The organism is Kocuria turfanensis, assembly GCF_001580365.1.
Lineage (GTDB): Bacteria > Actinomycetota > Actinomycetes > Actinomycetales > Micrococcaceae > Kocuria > Kocuria turfanensis.
This window is the reverse complement of record NZ_CP014480.1, coordinates 3377401-3397495: the sequence shown is the minus strand read 5'-3', so window position 1 is coordinate 3397495 and position 20095 is coordinate 3377401. Positions and strand designations below refer to the sequence as shown.

Sequence of the window (20095 nt, the reverse complement as noted above, 5' to 3'; positions counted from 1 at the left end):
GACGCCATGGCAAACACCACGGCAAACAGCACGGCAGCGTCCACCGAGTACCGCATCGAGCACGACACCATGGGCGAGGTGCGGGTGCCCGCACAGGCCCTGTACCGCGCCCAGACACAGCGCGCCGTCGAGAACTTCCCGATCTCCGGCAGGACCCTCGAGCCCCAGCACATCGTCGCGCTGGCGCAGATCAAGAAGGCCGCCGCCCTGGCGAACGCGGAGCTGGGGGTGCTCGACGACGAGCGCGCCCGCGCCATCGCCGAGGCCGCGGACCAGGTCGCCACGGGCCAGTACGACGAGCACTTCCCGATCGACGTGTTCCAGACCGGCTCCGGGACGTCCTCGAACATGAACACCAACGAGGTCCTGGCCACCCTGGCCACCCGGGCCCTCGAGGGCAAGGACGTCGAGGTCCACCCCAACGACCACGTCAACGCCTCCCAGTCCTCCAACGACGTCTTCCCGACCTCCGTGCACGTGGCCGTCACGGGCGCCCTGGTCAACGACCTGGTCCCCGCCATGACGCAGCTGGCCGAGTCCCTCGAGCGGAAGGCCGCCGAGTTCCGGGACGTCGTGAAGTCCGGGCGCACCCACCTGATGGACGCCACCCCGGTGACCCTGGGCCAGGAGTTCGGCGGCTACGCCGCCCAGGTGCGCTACGGCATCGAGCGCGTCCAGGCCGCCCTGCCCCGCGTGGCCGAGGTGCCCCTGGGCGGGACCGCCGTGGGCACCGGGATCAACACCCCGGCCGGGTTCTCCGCCCGCGTGATCGAGCTGCTGGCCGAGGAGACCGGCCTGCCGATCACGGAGGCGCGCAACCACTTCGAGGCCCAGGCCAACCGGGACGGCCTCGTCGAGGCCTCGGGCCAGCTGCGCACCGTGGCCTACAGCTACATGAAGATCAACAACGACCTGCGCTGGATGGGCTCCGGCCCCAACACCGGCCTGGGCGAGATCCTCATCCCCGACCTGCAGCCGGGCTCCTCGATCATGCCGGGCAAGGTGAACCCGGTGATCTGCGAGTCCACGATCCAGGTCTGCGCCCAGGTGATCGGCAACGACACCACGGTGTCCCTGTCCTCCACCAACGGGGCCTTCGAGCTCAACGTGGGCATCCCGGTCATGGCCTCCGCCCTGCTGGAGTCGATCCGGCTGCTGGCCAACTCCTCGCGCGTGATGGCGGAGAAGATGATCGACGGGCTCGAGGCGAACGTGGAGCGCTGCCGGTTCCTGGCCGAGGCTTCCCCGTCCATCGTGACCCCGCTGAACAAGGCCATCGGCTACGAGGCCGCCGCGAAGATCGCCAAGCACGCCGTGGCGAACAAGATGACGGTGCGCGAGGCGACTCTCGCCCTGGGCTACGTCGAGAACGGGCAGCTCACCGAGGAGCAGCTGGACCGTGCGCTGGACGTCACCACGATGACGGGCCCCAACGCCTGACCCGGCGCGAGGCGCTCGCGCGACACAGGGGTCGCCCCCGCACCGGAACCGTGTCCCGGGCGGGGGCGACCCCTGTGTCGTCCGGCGGCTCGCGCCCCGGACCGGTGCTCCGGATCAGGAGGTCACGGCGGGGCCGGACTCGCTGGACTTGGAGAGCTCCTTGATGAACTCGTGGCACTGCTTGGCCCGTGCGGAGTCCTCGGACATCACCTTCTCGAAGAAGTCGGCGATGTCGTCGCGGCCGGCGTTGCGGGCGTCCCGCACGTACTGGCCGTAGTCGTGACCTGCTTTGAGCGCGTGGTACTGCACGGACACCAGGTCGTAGGTGACGTCGTCGAAACCGGTCTCTCCTGTGGCCATGTTGCTCCTCCTTGCTCGTCGGTGCTTCGGGTGCGGACGCTTCCGAGTCTAGGAACGTGTGCACCAGCTCACAAGTAAGCACGCTGTGTTTCTTGGGCGCCGTGTTCCCGCGGCGTCCGCTGCGTCCGGACCGGACCGCCCACCGGCCGCGGGCTCAGACCACGAAGCGCGCGCGGCCGTCGTGGGCCAGGGCCGCGTCGAGCCGGGCCCGCTGGTGCGGCGGGAGCGGCGGGGTGTCGGCCGGGTGGTACCAGCCGACCTCGAGGGACTCGTCGTCGTTGACCCGGGCCTCCCCGGAGACCCAGCGGCAGCGGAAGGTGTGGTCGAGGAACTGGCACCGGTCCCCGTTGGGGTACTGGACCGGCTCGCCGGCCTTGATCGCCACGAGGTCCTCCACGACGGCGACGACGCCGGTCTCCTCCAGGCACTCGCGCACCGCCGTGACCGCCGGCTCCTCGCCGGGTTCCACGATCCCGCTGACCAGCCCCCAGTTGCCGTTGTCGCTGCGCCGGGCCAGCAGCACCCGGCCGTCGTCGCGCAGGACGACGGCGGTGACGGCGGGCAGCCAGAGCAGGTCGTGGCCGATCTTCTCCCGCAGGGAGAGGACGAACTCGGGGACGGGCATGGGCGCTCCTTGTCCGGCGGTGGTCGGCCCGGGGGTCGGGGGTCCCGGCCCATTCTGGCAGGCGCCGGGGCCGGTGCGGGACGGTCGCGCGGCCCGGGCCGGTGCGGGCGCTCAGAGCAGCAGCAGCACCCCGAGGGCGCCGCTGATCATCGCCGGGCCGAAGGCCACGCGGGTCCGCGCCCCGGCCCGCCCGGCGGCCACCAGCAGGGCCCCGGCCAGGCCGCCGAGCACGAACCCGGCCGCCGCGCCCAGCACCGCGTGCCACACCGAGGCGAAGCCCAGGCACATGCCCAGCAGCCCGGACAGCCGGACGTCGCCCATCCCCATCCCGGCGGGATGCAGCAGGCGGAGCAGGACGTAGAGCCCGCCCATCACCGCCAGGCCCCACAGCATCCACAGCAGCCGCACCGGCTCCCCGGCCACGAGCGCCGCCGCTCCCAGCAGCCCGCCGCACATGGGATAGAGCGGGCGCACCACCCGGCCGGGCAGCAGGTGCTCGCGCACGTCCGTGCGCCACAGCCACGCGCACCCGCCGGCCAGCACCAGCAGACCGGCCGCCGCGAGCGCCCCGGCGGCCCAGCCGGCGGCGTCCCCGCGGGCGAACTGGTCGGTCAGGAAGGCGATCACACCGGGCATCGTAGCCGCCGGGCCGGTCGGCGGGCCCGGGCCCTGTGGAGCGGTGCCCGCCTCCCTAGACTGGGGCCATGTCCCGCTCCCCCGTGCCCGCGCCCACCGATCCGGACGAGTTCGCCGCGCTGTGCCGGTCCTCGCCGTGGCGCTGGGACACCCTGCGCTTCGTGCTGTCCTGGCTCGCCCCCGGGGACCAGGCCCCGCGCGAGCCGGTGCGGGCGTGGGTGCGCCGCCCCTCGGAGCTGCGCGTGGAGACCCTCGACGGGGTCCCCCTCTACACGGCCAGCACGCTGGAGCGCTCGCGCGACGACTTCTACGTCGCCTCCACCTCCTCCTCGTGGCTGCTCGCGCCGTCCCTCGTGGCCCCGGTCTTCACCGACTCCGGGCTGGTGGAGCGCCGGCCCGAGGCCGCCTACGGGGACCCCGTCTTCGGCGGCGGCCGGTGGCAGGCCATCCTCGATCCGGTCGAGCTCGCCGGCAGCGCCCCCGTGCCGCCCTACCTGCCGGAGCGGCGCCCGTGCGCCGTCGAGGAGGTCGGCGTGGGCGTCCACCACGGGCGGGCGGTGCGCGGCGCGGTGGTCACCCCGGGCTCCGCCTACGCGCCGACCACGCCGGGCCATCCGCTCGCCCCGGCCCGCACCCGGGTGCTGCTCGACGAGCGGACGGCCGTGTGCGTGCGCTCGGAGGTGCTCGAGGGGCCCCTCGCGGGCACCGGCCACGACCTGCGGATCGAGGCCGTCGACGACTACTTCATCGACGACCTGTTCACCTCCGTGCGGCTGGACCTCACCGACGTGAGCCGGCACCTGCCCTGGCCGGTCGGCCCCTGAGCCGACCGGCCAGGGCCGGGCTCAGGGCTCCAGGTCGCCCAGCACCTCCGTCACCAGGGCCGCGATCGGCGAGCGCTCCGAGCGGGTGAGGGTGACGTGGCCGAACAGCGGGTGGCCCTTGAGCGCCTCGACCACCGCGGTGACCCCGTCGTGGCGGCCCACCCGCAGGTTGTCGCGCTGGGCGACGTCGTGGGTCATGATCACCTTGGAGCCCTGGCCGATCCGGGAGAGCACCGTCAGGAGCACGTTCTTCTCGAGGGACTGGGCCTCGTCCACGATGACGAAGGCGTCGTGCAGGGAGCGGCCGCGGATGTGGGTCAGGGGCAGCACCTCGAGCATCCCGCGGTCGAGCACCTCCTCGACGACCTCCGGGGAGACCAGCGCGCCGAGGGTGTCGAAGACGGCCTGGCCCCACGGGTTCATCTTCTCCTCCTCGGACCCGGGCAGGTAGCCCAGTTCCTGGCCGCCCACCGCGTAGAGCGGGCGGAACACCATGACCTTGCGGTGCTCGCGGCGCTCCATGACCGTCTCCAGCCCCGCGCACAGGGCCAGGGCGGACTTGCCGGTGCCGGCCCGGCCGCCGAGGGACACGATGCCCACCTCGGGGTCGAGCAGCAGGTCGATGGCCAGCCGCTGCTCGGCGGAGCGGCCGTTGACGCCGAAGACGTCCCGGTCCCCGCGCACCACCCGGGCCGCACCGTCCGCGCGGACCCGCGCCAGGGCGCTGCCGCGCGCCGAGTGCAGGGTCAGGCCCGTGTTGGCCGGCAGGCCCTCCGTGCCCGGGACCACGACGGCCTCGCCGGCGTAGAGCCGGTCCACGACGTCGTCGGGCACGTCGACGGACGCGGTGCCGGACCACTCGACGTCCGAGCCGACCCACTCCGCCCGGTACTCCTCGGCCTGCAGGCCCAGGGCGGAGGCCTTCACCCGCATCGGGAGGTCCTTGGACACGATGCACACGTCCCGGCCGTCGTTGGAGAGGCTCAGCGCCACCGCCAGGATCAGGGAGTCGTTGTCCTTGAGCCGGAAGCTCACGGGCAGCACGGTGTCCGAGACGTGGTTGAGCTCCACCACGAGGGTCCCGCCCTGGTCCCCGATCGGGACGGGACGGTTGAGCCCGTTGTGCTCCACCCGCAGGTCGTCGAGCAGGCGCAGGGCCTGCCGGGCGAAGTAGCCCAGCTCCGGGTCGTGCCGCTTGCCCTCCAGCTCGGTGATCACCACGACCGGCAGCACCACCTCGTGCTCGGCGAAGCGCAGGATGGCCCGTGGGTCGGACAGGAGCACCGAGGTGTCGATCACGTAGGAGCGCACCCCGGTCCGCGGCTCGGCGGCGCCCAGCGGGGCGGAGATGTCGACGATGCGCTCCGGGTTCTTGGAGATGCTCATGGCGGCCCTTCCTCCTCTGTCCGGCGGTCGGCGTCCGCGCCGCCCGCCTGAGGACAACGTACGCAGGCCGGACCCGCCGCGCGAGCAGAAACGGTGAACGGGGCGGAAATTGCCAGCGACGTCGCGGGGGTCAGCCGCCGAAGCGCCGCTGGCGGGACGCGTAGTCGCGCAGCGCCCGCAGGAAGTCCACCCGCCGGAAGTCCGGCCACAGGGCCTCGCAGAAGTAGTACTCGCTGTAGGCGGACTGCCACATGAGGAAGCCGGAGAGCCGCTGCTCCCCCGAGGTGCGGATGAGCAGGTCCGGGTCCGGCTGCCCGCGGGTGTACAGGTGCTCCGAGATGTGCTCCACCGACAGCTGCTGGGCCAGCTCCCGCACGTCGGCGCCGGCGTCGAGGGCCTCGGTGAGGACCTCCCGCACCGCGTCCACGATCTCCTGCCGGCCGCCGTAGCCGACCGCGATGTTCAGGTGCGGGCCGGCGTTGTCCGCCGTGCGCTCGGTGAGGTCGGCCAGGCACGCGGCCAGCCGCGGCGGCAGCATCTCGAGGGCGCCCACGGGCTGGACCCGGCAGATGCCCGTCTCGGAGAGGGTGTCCATGAGGTCCGAGATGATCTCCAGCAGGGGCTCCAGCTCCGCGGCCGGACGCTTGAGGTTCTCGGTGGAGAGGATGTAGAGGGTGACCACCTCGATGTCCAGCTCCCGGCACCAGCCCAGGAACTCCACGATCTTCTGCGCCCCCGCCTTGTGCCCGTCCGCGGTCGAGGCGCCGAACTGCTTGGCCCACCGCCGGTTCCCGTCCACGAGCACGCCGACGTGCTTGGGCAGCCGCCGCGGGTCGAGGTCCGCGGCGAGCCGGCGCTCGTAGAACCGGTAGAGCGGCCGTGGCTTGGGCATCTGTGGGTCCTCCCGAGGTCTCGCCCGCGGCGCGGGCCGCGGGTCCTGGTGCTGGTGCTCGTGCTGAGCGGGGTGCCTGGCGCGCTGCCGGTGCTGGTGGGGGCGGCGGGCCCGGCCGTGTCGGCGGTCACGGGCCCCGGGCGGCGGCCGGGGACGCCTCCTAAACTACCCGGTGGAGGATCGTCCCGATTCACCGCCGCACGCCGGAAGGAACACCATGGAGCACTCGCACGGCGGGCCGGCCCGCGCCGCCGCAGAGTTCGGGGAGGCGATCGAGCACCGGCTCGAGGACCTCGTGGAGCGCAAGCCCGCGTGGCGGGGCTGGATCCACGCCGGCTTCACGCCCGTCGTCGTCGCCCTGGGGCTCGTGGCGATCCTGCTGGCCCCCACCACGGAGCTGCGCATCGCGTGCGCCGTGTACGGGGTCACGGGGATCCTGCTGTTCGGCGTGTCGGCGATCTACCACCGCGCCTACTGGCCCCGCCGGCTGCACATGGTCCTGCGCCGGATGGACCACTCGAACATCGCCCTGCTGATCGCGGGGACCTACACCCCGCTGGCCGTCGCGCTGCTGGCCCCGGAGCAGTCGCGGGTGCTGCTGAGCGTGATCTGGGCCTGCGCCGCCGGGCTCGTGCTCTTCCGGCTGCTGTGGACGCTCGCGCCCCGCTGGCTCTACACCCCGCTCTACGTGGTGATGGGCTGCCTCGCCGTCGTCTACCTCCCGCAGTTCTGGCAGACCAGCCCGGCGGCGGCCGTGCTCACCGCGGCCGGCGGCGCCGCCTACATCACCGGCGCGGTGGTCTACGGCACCAAGCGCCCACGGCTGCTGCCCGAGGTGTTCAGCTTCCACGAGATCTTCCACGCCTTCACCGTCCTGGGCTTCGGGCTGCACTACGTGGCGATCATGCTCGCGATGCTCGGCTGAGTCAGCCGCCCGCCGCCAGCTCCTCGCGCAGCCCGGCGACCGTGTGGACCGGGGCGCGGCAGGCGAAGCCGCGGCACACGTAGACCGTGAACCGTCCGCCCGGCGCCGTCTTCCCGCGGGCGGCGCCGGGCGCCCCGGGGGCGTCGGCGTCGATCACGTGGGCGCCCAGCACCGCGGCGGGCCCGACGGCGCGGCGGGCCTCGAGCTTGTCCTCGGCGGTCCCGCCGGCGAGCACCACGTGGGTCGGCGCGGAGCCCAGCTCGTCCTGCACGGCCAGGGCCCGTCCCGCGGCGCGGGGCGAGCGCCGGGCCAGGAGCTCCAGCGGGCCGAGCAGGGACGGGACGAGCCGGGCACGGGCCTCGTCCTCGTCCAGGGCCCACAGCTCCACGAGCACCCCCGCGAGCACGGCGGTGCCGGCGGGGGTGACGTCGTCGAGGGGCTGGGCGCGCCCCGATCCGCCGGCGGCCAGCAGCGGCGCGGGGACGTCGGCGAGGTCGGACCAGACCCGGCCGGGCGCCTCCTCCCCGCCGCCCGGGTCCGGGTGCGAGAAGCGCTCCTCGGCCGCGTCGGCGAGCGTGCGGGCCCGCCGGAGCCAGGCGGTGGCGCCGGTGGCCCGGTACAGGGCCAGGAACGCCTCGGCCAGCAGCGCGTAGTCCTCCAGCAGGCCCTCGATCGAGCGCTCCGCCGAGCCGGCGTGGCTGGTGCGCGCCAGCCGGCGGCGGCCGCCGTCCCAGTGCACCTCCCACAGGTGCCCGGCGGCCTCCTCGGCCGCGAGCAGCAGCGCGGGGTCCTGCAGCAGCACGCCGGCCTCGGCGAGGGCCGTGACGGTCAGCCCGTTCCACCCGGCCACGACCTTGTCGTCCCGGGCCGGGGCCGGCCGGGCCGCCCGGGCCGCCGCGAGCTCGGGCCGCGCGGCGTCCCACAGGGCCTGCTCCTCATCGTTCAGGGCGCGCCCCGGGTGCAGCGGCTGGGCGCGGCCGGCGGCCACCCCCATGAGGTCGGCCACCGCCGTGCCGCGCTCGGGTCCGAGCACCGCGGCCAGCTCGGCGCGGGTCCAGACGTAGAAGGCGCCCTCCCCGCTGTGCACGTCCCCGGCGGCGGAGGGGCTGTCCGTGGCGGGGCTGTCCGCGTCGAGGGAGGAGGCGAACGCCCCGCCGGGCAGGCGCAGCTCGCGCAGCAGGAACGCGGCCGTGTCCGCGGCCGTGCGGTCGTCGCCGCGGCCGGGCTCCCGGGCGGCGGCGCGCGCGTAGGCGCGCAGCAGCTGGGCGTTGTCGTAGAGCATCTTCTCGTAGTGCGGCAGGGACCACTCCCGGGTCACCGAGTAGCGGTAGAAGCCGCCGCCCACCTGGTCGAAGAGCGCGGAGACCCGCATGACGCCGAGGGTTCGGCCCAGCAGGCCGCGGGCCCGCTCCGCGGTCGGCGCGTCGGGTCCGGCCGCGATCCGCTCCAGCAGCGGCAGGACCGTGGAGGGCGGGAACTTGGGGGCCCCGCCGAACCCCCCGTGGACCGGGTCCTCCTCCTGCAGGAGCACCTCGAGGGCCGCGGCCGGCAGGTCCGGGCCGGCCCCGGCCGCCGGCACGGGCACCGCGCCGGCGGCCAGGGCGGTGCGCAGGTCCTCCGCCTGTCCGGCGACGGCGCGGGCGACCGCGTCCGCCGCCTGCTCCAGCTCCCCGCGGCGGGTGGCCCACGCCTCGGTCACCGCCTCGAGGACCTGCCGGAAGGACGGCATGCCGTGGGCGGGGCGGGGCGGGAAGTAGGTGCCGGCGTGGAAGGCCCGGCCGTCCGGGGTGAGGAACACGCTCATGGGCCAGCCGCCCTGGCGGGTGAGCAGCTGCGTGGCGCTCATGTAGACGGCGTCCACGTCGGGGCGCTCCTCCCGGTCCACCTTGACCGGCACGAAGTGCTCGTCGAGGTAGGCGCCGATCTCCGGGTCCTCGAAGGACTCGTGGGCCATCACGTGGCACCAGTGGCAGGCGGCGTAGCCGACCGAGAGGAACACCGGGACGTCCCGGCGGGCGGCCTCGGCGAACGCGGCGTCGTCGAAGGGCTGCCAGGCCACGGGGTTGTCCGCGTGCTGGCGCAGGTAGGCGGAGGACTGTCCGGTCAGGCGGTTGGGCATCGGGCGCTCCTCGGATCTCGGGTCCGGCACGGGGCCCCGCGGGAGGGGCCCCGGTCTCAGCCGCGCGGGTCGGGTCCCCCCGGGTCCTCGGCCGGGGCGCCCGGGGCCTCCCCGGCGGCCGGGGCGTCGGGGGTCTCCCGGGTGTAGCCGCCCACCTGCTCCTCGGCGGCGCGGCGCTCGGCGTACTCCGCGCGGTAGCGCATGCGCCGGTTGCGGCGGTTGAAGTCGAGCACGAGCAGGATCACGGCCACCGCGAGGACCAGGGACATGAGGAAGCCGGCCACCCCGGGGGTCACCTGGCTGGGGTCCAGCCCGGGGCGCAGCGTGCCCTCGTCGATCGGGTTGGGCGCCATCGCGGGGAGCAGGGCGAGCACGTTCAGCACGGCGGTCATCTCCTCGTTCAGCCCAGGATCCCGGCGAACAGGTCGTTCTCCGGCAGGGCGGTGGGCACCCGCGAGTCGGCCAGGACGTAGTCCTCCCACGGCCAGACCTCGGCCTGCATCTCGGCGGAGACGGCGAAGAACATCCCGTCCGGGGCCACCTGGGTGCGGTGGCTGCGCAGCGCCTCGTCCCGGCGGGCGAAGGTGTCCGGGCACTGGATCTTGGTGGTGGTCTCGTGCCGGGGGGCGGGCGGGCGGTGGCCCTCCGGGTCGGTCTCCTGCCAGGCGGCGATGCGCTCCGCGTACGGCGACTGCAGGCCGCGCTGCTCGAGGGCCTCGTGCAGGGCGACGAAGCGCTCGAGGTTGAAGGCCCGGTCGTAGTAGAGCTTCAGCGGCGTCCAGGGCTCACCGATGCCCGGGTACCGGTCGGGGTCGCCGGCGGCGCGGAACGCCTCGACCGAGACGTTGTGGGTCTGGATGTGGTCCGGGTGCGGGTAGCCGCCGTTCTCGTCGTAGGTGAGGATCACGTGCGGGCGGAACTCGCGCACGAGCCGCACCAGCGGGGCGGCGGCCCGCTCCAGCGGCTGCAGGGCGAAGCAGCCCCACGGCAGCGGCGGCAGCGGGTCGCCCTCGGGCAGGCCCGAGTCCATGAAGCCCAGCCACCGGTGCTGGATCTCCAGCGCGGCGGCGGCCTGGGCCATCTCCAGCCGGCGCAGGCCGGTGAGGTCCCGCTCGGCGTAGGGGTGGCCCTCCATCTCCCCGTTCAGGATCGACCCGCGCTCCCCGCCGGTGCACGTGGCCACCATCACCTCGACCCCCTGCCGGACGTAGTGGGCCATGGTCGCGGCACCCTTGCTCGACTCGTCGTCGGGGTGGGCGTGGACGGCCAGCAGGCGCATCTGGGACAGGGAGGTCACTCGGGAGGTCCTCTCGGGATCGGTCGGGGGTGGTGCGGCACGGCCGCTGCGGGCACGGGCCGCCCTCCATTTTACGCGTCCGCGGGGCCGCGGCGTGCCCGGGATGCTCCCAGCGGGCTCGGCTACAGTGGACGGGCGGTCGCCGGGCCCGGCGCCGCCTTCCCCGTTGCCGAGACCCGAGGCCGCCGTGTCCACCGACTCCCCCGCCCTGCTCCGCGACCGCTACGGACGCCCCGCCCGTGCCCGCCGGCTCGGTCCGCGCGGCTGGCTGGGCCTGCTGGTGCTGGCGACCCTGCTCACGGCCGTGTTCATCGCGTGGGTGGTCACCGCCCGGGGCGCGGCGCCCACGTTCAAGGACGTCGGCTTCCAGGTCGTCTCCGAGGCGCGGGTGACGGCGGACTTCGACCTCACCAAGCGTCCCGGCGACGTGGTGACCTGCGCGGTGAGCGCCCTCAACAAGGAGTACGCCGTGGTGGGCTGGGCGGAGGTGACCGTCGGGGCGGTGGCCGAGGAGCAGCTCGGCCAGGGCGGGACGAGCACCCACCGCGCCTCCGTGCGGACCACGAACCTGGCCACCACCGCGGTCGTCGACTCCTGCTGGGTCGAGGACGGCGCGGCCGCCACGGATGTGTCGTAACCCTCATCGTGCTTTGGGCCATCCCCCCGGCCCCGCCTAGACTGGGGGATCAGGACTCCCCGTCCCCGGCCACCGGGCACCGTCCGCACGGACGGCCCGGCTCCGGGGCGGGGACTTTGCGTTATGCGGATCCCCGCACCGACGACGGCGCCCGCGCCGTCGCTCCGGTCCGCCGCCGCCCGGGACGCCCCGGGCGGCGGCGGACCGGCCGTCCGTCCACCGAGGAGAGATTGTGACCAAGACCAGCAACCAGGGCGCCTGGCTGACCCAGGAGGCCTACGACCGTCTGAAGAAGGAGCTCGACTACATCTCCGGCCCGTACCGGCACGAGATCGTGGAGCGCATCGACCAGGCCCGTTCGGAGGGCGACCTCAAGGAGAACGGCGGCTACCACGCCGCCCGCGAGGAGCAGGGCAAGAACGAGGGGCGCATCGCCCACCTCAAGGGCCTGCTCGAGAACGCCCAGGTCGGGGAGGCCCCCGCGGACGACGGGGTCGTCGAGGCCGGCATGGTCGTCACCGCGGAGATCGCCGGGGAGCCGATGACCTTCCTCATCGGCTCCCGCGAGGTGGCCGAGGACCTGGCCGCCGGCAGCGACCTGGAGGTGTTCTCCGAGAAGTCCCCGATGGGCTCGGCCATCTCCGGTCACCAGGTCGGCGACGAGCTGTCCTACACTGCGCCCAACGGCAAGCAGATCCCGGTCAAGATCCTGGACGCCAAGCCGTTCCAGGGCTGAGCGTGCCGTGACGACCCACTGGCTGCGCAGCCCCGGGCCCGGCACCCGGGCCCTCATGGTGCTCACCGTGGTGCTCGCCGTCGTCGCCGTGGTCCTGCACTTCGCCGGCCAGGGCGACCCGGCGGCGAGCGCCCCCGGCAGCCTGCGCAACATCTTCGTGTTCGCGACGTTCGTCAGCGGCTTCGCCACCTACCTCACCGGGCGGCGCCGCTCCTGACGTCCTCGCCCGCGCGCACGGCCACGGCGCCGGTCCCCACGGGGGCCGGCGCCGTGGCCGTGCCCGGCGCGGTGTGCACCGGCGGGGTGCTCAGTGCACGACGACGGGGTGGAACCCCTCCGCCTCGAGCGCCCGGAGGACCTGGCGGCAGTGCTCGTGGCCCTTGGTCTCCATGTCGATGGTGATGGAGACGTCGCCCATGCTGAGCGAGCCGCCGATGCGGGTGTGGTCCAGGCCGGTGACGTTGGCGTCCTGCACGGCGATGACCTTGGAGATCAGCGCCAGCTCGCCCGGCCGGTCGGTGAGCATCATCTTGATCGTCATGTACCGGCCGGCGGCGGAGAGGCCGCGCTGGATGACCTTGAGCATGAGCATGGGGTCGATGTTGCCGCCGGAGAGCACCACCGCGGTGCTGCCCAGGTCCGGGTAGCGCTCCTGCAGCCGGCCGTCCAGCAGGGCGGCGACCCCCACGGCGCCGGCCGGCTCGACCACGAGCTTGTTCCGCTCCAGCAGGAAGATCAGCGCCTGGGCGAGGGAGTCCTCGGAGACCGTCACGACGTCGTCGACGAGCTCCTTGATGATGCTGAAGGGCAGCTGGCCCGGCTTCCCCACGGCGATGCCGTCGGCGATGGTCGAGACCCGCTCGAGGGTCACCAGGGCGTCCCCGGCGAGGGACGGCGGATAGGCGGCGGCGTTCTCCGCCTGCACGCCGATCAGCCGGATCGGCCGGCCCAGCTGCTCCGCGCGGGCCTTGACGGCCACGGCCAGCCCGGCGAGCAGCCCGCCGCCGCCCACACCGGTGATCACGGTGTCGACGTCGGGGATCTGGTCGAGGAGCTCCAGGCCGAGGGTGCCCTGGCCGGCCACGATGTCCGGGTGGTCGAAGGGGTGGACGAAGACCGCCCCGGTCCGCTCGGCGTGGCGCTGCGCCTCGGCGAGCGCCTCGTCCACGGCGTTGCCGTGCAGCACGACCTCCGCGCCGTGGTCCCGGGTCGCGGCGACCTTGGGCAGGGCCGCGCCCATGGGCATGTAGATGCGGGCGGTGATGCCCAGTCGGTCGGCGGCGAGGGCCACGCCCTGGGCGTGGTTGCCGGCGGAGGCGGCGACCACCCCGCGCGCCTTCTCATCGGCGGTGAGCTTGGCCATGCGCACGTAGGCGCCGCGGACCTTGAAGGAGCCCGCGCGCTGGAGGTTCTCGGCCTTGAGGTTGACCTCGGTGCCGACCAGCCGGGACAGCGCCCGCGAGTGGGCCACCGGCGTGCGGTCGATCACCCCGTCGAGCAGTGCGGCGGCGTCCTCGATGTCGGCGAGGCGGACGGGCAGGGCGGCCAGGCTCACGGTGAGTCTTCCTTACCGGTCGGTGCGTGCGCGGGACCCGGGGGCGGGGCACGGCTCGCGCCCGCCGGCGGCGGGCGCGGTCTCCATCCTAGTCGGTGCCCGGGGGCCGCCCCGGGGCCTCCTCGGTGCCGGTGCCGGCCTGCTCCGGCCGTCCGCCGCCGCCCGGCCGTCCGGCGTCCCCGGCCGCGGTCCGGGTGCGGTCGGCCTTGCGCCGGCGCTTGAGCGCGGCCTGGAGACGCTCCTGGGCCCGGGTCCGGCGGAAGCGCTGGAGCTGGGCCATGATCTGGTCCCGGGTCAGCTCGTTGCGGCTGGCGTGCTTTTTGATCTCCCAGGGGAAGTAGTAGGGCTCCCACGGGATCTCCTCGTCCCCCTTCCAGGTCCCGCCCACGAGGTAGCGCACCACCGTGTTGAGGAAGGCCATCACGGGCACCGCGAACAGGGCGCCGGCGATGCCGAAGAGGATCGTGCCGGAGGCCACGGCGAGGAACACGGCCAGCGGGTGCAGGGACACCGCCCGGCCCATGACGAGGGGCTGCAGGACGTTGGACTCGATCTGCTGCACCAGGAGGACGAACGCGAGCATGGCCAGGGCGGTGCCGAAGCCGTTGGCCACCAGGGCGACGAGCACGGCGACCGCGCCGGTCAGCACCGCGCCCACGATCGGGACGAAGGAGCCGAGGAAGACGAGGATGCCGATGGGCAGGGCCAGGGGCACGCCCAGGAAGAAGGCGCTCAGGCCGATGCCCACGGCGTCCACGAACGCCACGAAGCCCTGGATCCGCGCGTACTGCACGAGGGAGTGCCAGCCTCGGCGGCCGGCGCCGTTGACGGCGCGCCGGGCGCTGACCGGGAACAGCCGGACCAGGAAGAGCCAGATCCGCTCCCCGTCCATGAGGAAGAAGAGCAGCGTGAAGAGCATGATGATGATGCCGGTCAGCACGCTGCCGGCCGTGGAGCCGAAGGACATGGCCCCGTTGAGGATGGCCTGGCTGTTGTCCTGCACCGTGGTGCCGAGATCGTCGATCCAGTCGTTCACGCTGTCCGCGCTGAGGTTCAGGGGCCCGTCCTCGAGCCAGCCCAGCAGCTGCTGCGTGCCGACCACCACGTTCTCGGACAGCTGGGCGAAGCCGAGCACGATCTGCCGCCCGGCCAGCACGAGCAGGCCGACGACGAGTCCGATGAAGCCCAGGACGGTGAGGCCCGCGGCCAGGCCGGCGGGCACGTGCTGGGCCCGCATCCCCTTCACCAGGGGGAACAGCAGCCCGGCGAGCAGCCCCGCGATGAGCACGGGGATGATGACCACCGTGATCGTGGAGAGCATGTAGCCGAACAGGCCCACGGCCGCGAGGATGATGAGCAGCCGCCACGACCAGGCGGCGGCGACCCGCACCGAGACCGCCACGCCCCCGGCGGCGTTGCCGTGCAACGGCGGGAGCTCGTTGCTGGGCCCCGGGACCGGGGGACGCTCGGAGTCGTGCGCAGTGGAAGGCATGGCATCATCCTTCCACGGCCGCAGGACCGGCAGGTGACGCGGGGCCGACGCGGGCAGCCGGCCCCTCCGGGTGCCGACCGGCCCCGGAGCGCCCCCGCCGGGACGGCCGACGCGGCTGTCGGGGAAACCGCCGCCGGGGCGCCCGCGGTGACAGACTGGCGCCATGTCACGTGCGTTCCTCCGGATCCTCGCCCAGCGGCGTCCCGCCCCCGCCCTGACCCCGGACGCTCCGCCGCGGGAGGAGCTGGAGGCCGTGCTCCGCGCGGCCGCCGGCCCGGCCGCCGCGGACCCCGGGCTCAGCTGGCGGGTGGCCGTGACCACGCGCCGCTCCGCGCCCGAGCTGGCGGCGGCGGCCGCGGGCATGCGGCGGGTGCCCACCATGAGCACCCCGTTCCCCCGTCTGAAGGGCAAGCAGCTGCGGCGGCTGGCGACGTTCCGGGGGTCCCTGCAGTGGGCGAGCACCGGGGGGCTGGGCTGCGCGCTGGTGTTCAGTCCCGACGACGCCCTCGGGGTGCCGCGCAAGGAGCAGCTCGCCGCCGCACACGGGGCCCGGCCCCTGCTCGAGGCCGCCTTCTGGGGCGCGGGCTGGGCCACGACGTGGGCGCCCCGTGACGGGGCGGACGAGGACGCGCTGCGCGCCTTCTACGGGCTCGCGCCCGGGGAGAAGGTGCTCGGTTGGCTGTTCGTGGGGCGTCCGCCGCGGGGGGCCGCCGCGGCGCACGCGGCCACGCTTCCCGTGCCCGGTCCGCGGATCACCTACCACTGAGGCCACCGCCCGGACCCGGGGGCGGGACCGCGGACACGGCGACGGCCCGGCCCCCGGTCAGGGGGCCGGGCCGTCGCTCGTGGCGGAGCCGGGGGTCAGGACCTAGTTCGAGGTCATCTCCCGGATGATCGCCAGGATGCGCAGGATCTCGATGTAGAGCCACACGAGGGTGACGGTCAGGCCGAAGGCCGCGGACCAGGCCATCTTCTCCGGGACGCCGACCTCGACACCGCGCTTGATGTTCTCGAAGTCGAGCACGAAGCTGTAGGCCGCCAGCAGGATGGCGATCGCGCCGATGGCCAGGCCCAGCCACGGGCCCAGGGGGCTGTCCGTGCGGATGTTGAAGCCGAAGAGCAGGACGGCACCCAGGTTGACCAGGGCGAACACGACGTAGGCCATGAGGGCGACCATGAAGATCTTGGTCGCCCGCGCCGAGGCGCGCAGCTTGCCCGAGCGGAAGAGCACGAGCACGGAGCCGAACACCGCCAGGGTGCCGATCACGGCCTGGACGGCGATGCCCGGGTACATGCTTTCGAACATCGCCGAGATGCCGCCGAGGAACATGCCCTCGAACAGGCCGTAGGCCAGGATCAGCGCCGGCGAGGGCTGGCGCTTGAAGACGTTGACCATGGCCAGGACGAACCCGATCAGGGCGCCCGGCAGGGTCAGCACGGGCATGATCCAGCCGGCCAGCGCACCGACCACCACGGCGCCGAGCACCGTGGCGGTGCGCATGATGACGTCGTCGTAGGTCATCCGGCCGGTCTGGTTGGTGCCCGCCGCCGGGGCGTTGTACATCGAGTCCAGCCGGTCGGCGGAGTACGGGCCGGCCTGCCCGTAGCCGGCCTGACCGTATCCGGGCTGCTGGTATCCGGGCTGCTGGTAGGGGGTCCCGTAGGAGCTCTGCCCGTACTGGGTCCCGTGGGACTGCTGGGCGCTGCCTGCGCCCTGCTTGGTGAAATCGCGGAGGAGCGGGTTCCCGCCGGCCATGTGTCGGTCCTTCCCTGGCACTGCTGTGCGTGATGTGCCTCAAGGGTAGCAACGCAGGCCGCACGGAAGCAGGGGAACTGCTGTGCTTAAGCCGAGGGCGTGGCGCGGACGGCGCTGCCCCGCCCCCGCGGCGGGCACCGCGGGGGCGGGGCAGCGCCGTCCGCGCCCGGTGCGCCGCCCGGCCGACGGCGCCCGGCCGACGGCGCCGGGCCGCCGGCCGGGCGGTGCCGCCGATCAGGGGTAGAGGCCGCGGGTGAGGTGGGCGTCGGCGACCCGCTGGACCGCGGTGACGGTGGCGGCCTCGCGCAGGCTCAGCCCGCGCTCGGCGGCGACCTCGAGCACCTTTCCCCAGGCCGCGAGCATCCGGGCCTCCAGGCGGGCGTCGACCTCGGCCGCGGACCACCAGTAGGCCTGGTCGGACTGCACCCACTCGAAGTAGGAGACGATCACCCCGCCGGCGTTGGCGAGGATGTCCGGGACCACGAGCACGCCGTGGGCGGCCAGGATCTCGTCGGCCGCGGCCGTGGTCGGCCCGTTGGCGCCCTCCACCACGACCGACGCGGCCACCTCGGCGGCGTTGCCCGCGTGCAGCACGCCCTCCACGGCGGCCGGCACCAGCAGGTCCACCGCCAGCCCCAGCAGCCGCTCGGCCGGGAGGGGGTCCGCTCCCGCGAAGCCGACGACGGAGCCGGTGGCGGCCACGTGCTGCTGCAGCGCGGGCACGTCCAGCCCGCCGGCGCGGTGGACGGCCCCGTACTGGTCGGAGACCGCGACGACCTCCACCCCGGCCTCGGCCAGGAACAGCGCGGCCCCCGCGCCGACCTTGCCGAAGCCCTGCACCGCGGCGGTGGCCCCGGCCGGGGTGATCCCGCGGTGGGCCAGGGCGGCCAGGGCGATGTGCACCACGCCCCGGGAGGTCGCCGAGGAGCGGCCCAGGGACCCGCCCACGGACACCGGCTTGCCGGTGACCACCCCGGGCACGGTGTAGCCCACGGACACGGAGTAGGTGTCCATCATCCAGGCCATGGTCTGCTCGTCGGTGCCGATGTCCGGGGCGGGGATGTCCCGCTCCGGGCCGATGATCGGCAGGATCTCGGAGGTGTAGCGGCGGGTGACCCGCTCCAGCTCCTCCCGGGAGTAGCGGCGGGGGTCGATCGTGATCCCGCCCTTGGCCCCGCCGTAGGGCACGTCCAGGAGCGCGCACTTCCAGGTCATCCACATCGCCAGGGCCCGCACCTCGTCCAGGTCCACGGCCGGGGAGAAGCGCAGCCCGCCCTTGGCGGGGCCGCGGGAGAAGTTGTGCTGCACCCGGTGACCGGTCAGCACCTCCACGCTCCCGTCGTCACGGCGCAGCGGGATGGACACGGTCATCTCCCGGCGCGGCCGGGCCAGCAGGGCGTGCAGGCCGGTCTCGTAGCCGAGGGCGCGCACGGCCGCGGCCAGCTGGGCCTGGGCATCGGCCAGCGGGCCGGTGCCCGCCGCCGCCTCCCCCGGGGCGTCGGCGGCGGGAGCGAGGACGGGGGGGGTCATGGGATCTCCTTCGATGCGGACGGCGCGGCTCGGTCGGTGTGGAACGGCCGGGACGGAACGGCCGGGACGGCGCACGGACCGGTCCGCCGGCACGCAGGGGCGCAGGGCGGGGCCGGGTCGACGGCGGAGCGGCGCCCCTCGCGGACCCACGTCCGCACGTCCCGACAGTGCGAGACTAGGCTCACACCCGCGTGGCACAGTGCCGCTGTCCACCCCGCCCGGTGTGCAGCGTGCCCAGCCGTCGCCGGCATGCCGTGGGCACCGGCGGGCACCCGCCGGCACCCGGCCGGTCCTAGCCGGCGTGGACGCGGAGGGCGATCCAGAGATCGGCCCGCAGCTGCGGGTCGTCCAGGGAGCGGCCCAGGGCCTGCTCGACGGCCTGCAGCCGCTGCAGCATCGTGTTGCGGTGGATCCCCAGCTCGGCCGCCGCCTGCCGCCGATTGCCGTTGTGGGCGAGGAAGGTCCGCAGCAGGCCCAGCAGCTGATCGCCGCCCTCCCGTGCCCGGACCGGCGCCAGCAGGTCCCGGGCGAAGGCCCGCGCCGCCTCGGGCGGCAGGAGCCCGGCGAAGCCACCGGTCACCAGGTCGTCCCAGACGCCCACCCGGTGCCGGGCCGTGGTGCGTCCCAGCACGTCGAGGGCCTGGTGCTCGCTCGTGCCGGCGGCCTCCACGGGAGCGGCGCCGCCGACGCCGGCGCGTGCCCCGGAGCGCTCGACGACCTCGCGCAGGGCCCGGAGCAGCTCCGCGTCGTCCTCCACCAGCACGGCGACGTCCGCCTCCCCGGCCGCGTGCTGCGCCGCGGCGCCCACCAGCGCCCGGTGGCCGGTGCGGTCGGCGTATCCCTCGATCCGCCGGGCCGCCTCCCGGACCGGCTCGGCGTCCCCGCGCAGGCGCACCACCCGCACCCGCCGGGACGACCCGGCCCAGCCGCCGTCCTCGGCGACCGCCAGCAGGGCGTCCCCGGAGCGCACGTCGCCCCCGAGGACGAGGGCCAGGGCTCCGGCGCGGACCCGGCGCCGGAACAGGGTCCGCTCCCCCGCCCGCTCGGCGTGCAGGGAGAGCAGGGCCACGGCGGTGGTGATCGCCCCGGCCTGGACCCGTTCCACGGGCCGGGGCGTGACCACGACGAGGTAGGTGAGCGGCACCCCCTGCACGCCCAGCGGGTGGATCACGATGCTCCCCGCGGGTCCGGACTCGCTCAGCGACCCGCGCAGCCGCGCCGGGCGGAGCCGGTCGACGAGCTCCTCCAGGCTCCGACCCGTGGGCAGCTCGGGGACCGCGGGCCCGGACCGGTGCGTGATCTCGGCGTCCGCGGTGCAGATCGCCGCCCAGCCGCCCTCGATGAGCCCGGCCAGGGACTCCAGGACCCGGGTGGATCCGTCGGCGCCCGTGGCGGCACGCGTGAGCGTGCGCTGCATGGTGAGCATGGCCTCCAGGACGGTGCGCTCCTGGGCGGCCCGCATCTCGGCCACGGCCTGGATCAGTTCCAGGAAGGGTGTCTCCTCGGGCACGCTGAACAGAGTGAGGCCGGCCTCCCGGGCCGCCTCGACCAGCTGCTCCGGCACCTCGGGGTGGGACAGGCTGCGCCCGACGCCCATGCCCAGGGCCACGACCCCCTTCTCGGCGAGGCGGCGGGCGTAGCGCCCCCAGGAGGGCCGGTCGACGGGGCTGTTGAGCCCGGTGAACAGGACGATCTCCCCGCCGTTGAGATAGGGGGTGGGGTCGGCCAGCTCGCTGGTGGCCACCCAGCTCACGGGGGCGCCCGTGTCCCCCTCGACGACCATGCGCAGGCCGAGACCGTCGAGCCCGAGCACCTGGGCGACCGTGATCACTGATGTGTCCTTCCGTGCCGGCCGGGAGGACGACGGCCGTGGTGGCGTCCCGCC

The 20095-nt window shown here is 74.5% G+C and carries 20 protein-coding genes; 7 read left to right on the top strand and 13 right to left on the bottom strand.

Going from position 1 to position 20095, the window contains the following annotated elements:
• The first annotated feature begins 6 nt into the window (after positions 1-6).
• A complete protein-coding gene (locus AYX06_RS15585; protein WP_062736546.1) occupies positions 7-1440 on the top strand; it encodes a class II fumarate hydratase in 1434 nt (477 codons plus the stop codon).
• Between the two features lie 114 nt (positions 1441-1554).
• On the opposite strand, the gene AYX06_RS15580 is transcribed toward AYX06_RS15585, so the two are convergent.
• The 3 genes from AYX06_RS15580 to AYX06_RS15570 all read right to left on the bottom strand — a co-directional run bounded on the left by AYX06_RS15580 (position 1555) and on the right by AYX06_RS15570 (position 3061).
• Complete coding sequence (locus AYX06_RS15580; RefSeq protein ID WP_062736545.1) at positions 1555-1800, bottom strand: hypothetical protein; 246 nt, start codon at positions 1798-1800, stop codon at positions 1555-1557.
• A gap of 154 nt (positions 1801-1954) precedes the next feature.
• Positions 1955-2425, bottom strand: a complete 471-nt coding sequence (locus tag AYX06_RS15575) for an NUDIX hydrolase (protein WP_062736544.1) — start codon at positions 2423-2425, stop codon at positions 1955-1957.
• 111 nt (positions 2426-2536) lie between these two features.
• Positions 2537-3061 (bottom strand): prepilin peptidase, encoded by a 525-nt coding sequence (locus tag AYX06_RS15570; protein ID WP_062736543.1) that lies wholly within the window; start codon positions 3059-3061, stop codon positions 2537-2539.
• Positions 3062-3129: 68 nt separating this feature from the next.
• Between AYX06_RS15570 and AYX06_RS15565 the strand changes: the two genes are divergently transcribed.
• On the top strand, positions 3130-3885 hold the full coding sequence (locus tag AYX06_RS15565; protein WP_062736542.1) for a hypothetical protein: 756 nt from the start codon (positions 3130-3132) through the stop codon (positions 3883-3885).
• A 21-nt stretch (positions 3886-3906) separates the two neighbouring features.
• Here the strand turns inward: AYX06_RS15565 and AYX06_RS15560 are convergent, their stop codons facing one another.
• Together AYX06_RS15560 and AYX06_RS15555 are read right to left on the bottom strand one after the other, a co-directional pair.
• Positions 3907-5271: a PhoH family protein gene (locus AYX06_RS15560; RefSeq protein ID WP_084271662.1), complete on the bottom strand. Its 1365-nt coding sequence runs from the start codon at positions 5269-5271 to the stop codon at positions 3907-3909.
• 130 nt (positions 5272-5401) lie between these two features.
• Positions 5402-6163, bottom strand: coding sequence for an isoprenyl transferase (locus AYX06_RS15555; protein WP_062736541.1), 762 nt, complete (start codon positions 6161-6163; stop codon positions 5402-5404).
• A gap of 217 nt (positions 6164-6380) precedes the next feature.
• Between AYX06_RS15555 and trhA the strand changes: the two genes are divergently transcribed.
• On the top strand, positions 6381-7088 hold the full coding sequence (gene trhA / locus AYX06_RS15550; protein ID WP_062736540.1) for a PAQR family membrane homeostasis protein TrhA: 708 nt from the start codon (positions 6381-6383) through the stop codon (positions 7086-7088).
• Position 7089: 1 nt separating this feature from the next.
• Here trhA and AYX06_RS15545 read toward each other — a convergent pair whose 3' ends face one another.
• Genes AYX06_RS15545 through mca form a run of 3 tightly spaced genes read right to left on the bottom strand, consistent with a single transcriptional unit; the run spans position 7090 to position 10486 of the window.
• Positions 7090-9207: a thioredoxin domain-containing protein gene (locus AYX06_RS15545; protein WP_062736539.1), complete on the bottom strand. Its 2118-nt coding sequence runs from the start codon at positions 9205-9207 to the stop codon at positions 7090-7092.
• Positions 9208-9263: 56 nt separating this feature from the next.
• Positions 9264-9599, bottom strand: coding sequence for a hypothetical protein (locus tag AYX06_RS15540; RefSeq protein ID WP_084271661.1), 336 nt, complete (start codon positions 9597-9599; stop codon positions 9264-9266).
• A gap of 8 nt (positions 9600-9607) precedes the next feature.
• Positions 9608-10486 carry a mycothiol conjugate amidase Mca gene (gene mca, locus AYX06_RS15535; RefSeq protein ID WP_062737122.1) on the bottom strand — a complete coding sequence of 293 codons (879 nt, stop codon included), beginning with the start codon at positions 10484-10486 and terminating at the stop codon, positions 9608-9610.
• Between the two features lie 184 nt (positions 10487-10670).
• Between mca and AYX06_RS15530 the strand changes: the two genes are divergently transcribed.
• The 3 genes from AYX06_RS15530 to AYX06_RS15520 all read left to right on the top strand — a co-directional run bounded on the left by AYX06_RS15530 (position 10671) and on the right by AYX06_RS15520 (position 12094).
• Positions 10671-11141, top strand: a complete 471-nt coding sequence (locus AYX06_RS15530; protein WP_232319325.1) for a DUF4307 domain-containing protein — start codon at positions 10671-10673, stop codon at positions 11139-11141.
• Between the two features lie 232 nt (positions 11142-11373).
• The gene (gene greA / locus AYX06_RS15525) at positions 11374-11877 is read left to right on the top strand and encodes a transcription elongation factor GreA (RefSeq protein ID WP_062736537.1); all 504 of its coding nucleotides are present in this window, start codon (positions 11374-11376) and stop codon (positions 11875-11877) included.
• Between the two features lie 7 nt (positions 11878-11884).
• Positions 11885-12094: a hypothetical protein gene (locus AYX06_RS15520; protein ID WP_062736536.1), complete on the top strand. Its 210-nt coding sequence runs from the start codon at positions 11885-11887 to the stop codon at positions 12092-12094.
• A 90-nt stretch (positions 12095-12184) separates the two neighbouring features.
• Here AYX06_RS15520 and ilvA read toward each other — a convergent pair whose 3' ends face one another.
• Together ilvA and AYX06_RS15510 are read right to left on the bottom strand one after the other, a co-directional pair.
• On the bottom strand, positions 12185-13432 hold the full coding sequence (ilvA, locus tag AYX06_RS15515; RefSeq protein WP_062736535.1) for a threonine ammonia-lyase: 1248 nt from the start codon (positions 13430-13432) through the stop codon (positions 12185-12187).
• 88 nt (positions 13433-13520) lie between these two features.
• A complete protein-coding gene (locus AYX06_RS15510) occupies positions 13521-14924 on the bottom strand; it encodes an AI-2E family transporter (protein ID WP_062736534.1) in 1404 nt (467 codons plus the stop codon).
• Between the two features lie 163 nt (positions 14925-15087).
• On the opposite strand from AYX06_RS15510, the gene AYX06_RS15505 reads away from it, so the two are divergent.
• On the top strand, positions 15088-15690 hold the full coding sequence (locus AYX06_RS15505) for a nitroreductase family protein (protein ID WP_062736533.1): 603 nt from the start codon (positions 15088-15090) through the stop codon (positions 15688-15690).
• A gap of 102 nt (positions 15691-15792) precedes the next feature.
• Here the strand turns inward: AYX06_RS15505 and AYX06_RS15500 are convergent, their stop codons facing one another.
• From AYX06_RS15500 to AYX06_RS15490, 3 genes are all read right to left on the bottom strand, one after another.
• The gene (locus tag AYX06_RS15500) at positions 15793-16680 is read right to left on the bottom strand and encodes a Bax inhibitor-1/YccA family protein (RefSeq protein ID WP_062736532.1); all 888 of its coding nucleotides are present in this window, start codon (positions 16678-16680) and stop codon (positions 15793-15795) included.
• Positions 16681-16914: 234 nt separating this feature from the next.
• Positions 16915-18210 (bottom strand): Glu/Leu/Phe/Val family dehydrogenase, encoded by a 1296-nt coding sequence (locus AYX06_RS15495; RefSeq protein WP_062736531.1) that lies wholly within the window; start codon positions 18208-18210, stop codon positions 16915-16917.
• 292 nt (positions 18211-18502) lie between these two features.
• Positions 18503-20041 (bottom strand): PucR family transcriptional regulator, encoded by a 1539-nt coding sequence (locus AYX06_RS15490; RefSeq protein WP_062736530.1) that lies wholly within the window; start codon positions 20039-20041, stop codon positions 18503-18505.
• Positions 20042-20095 lie beyond the last annotated feature (54 nt).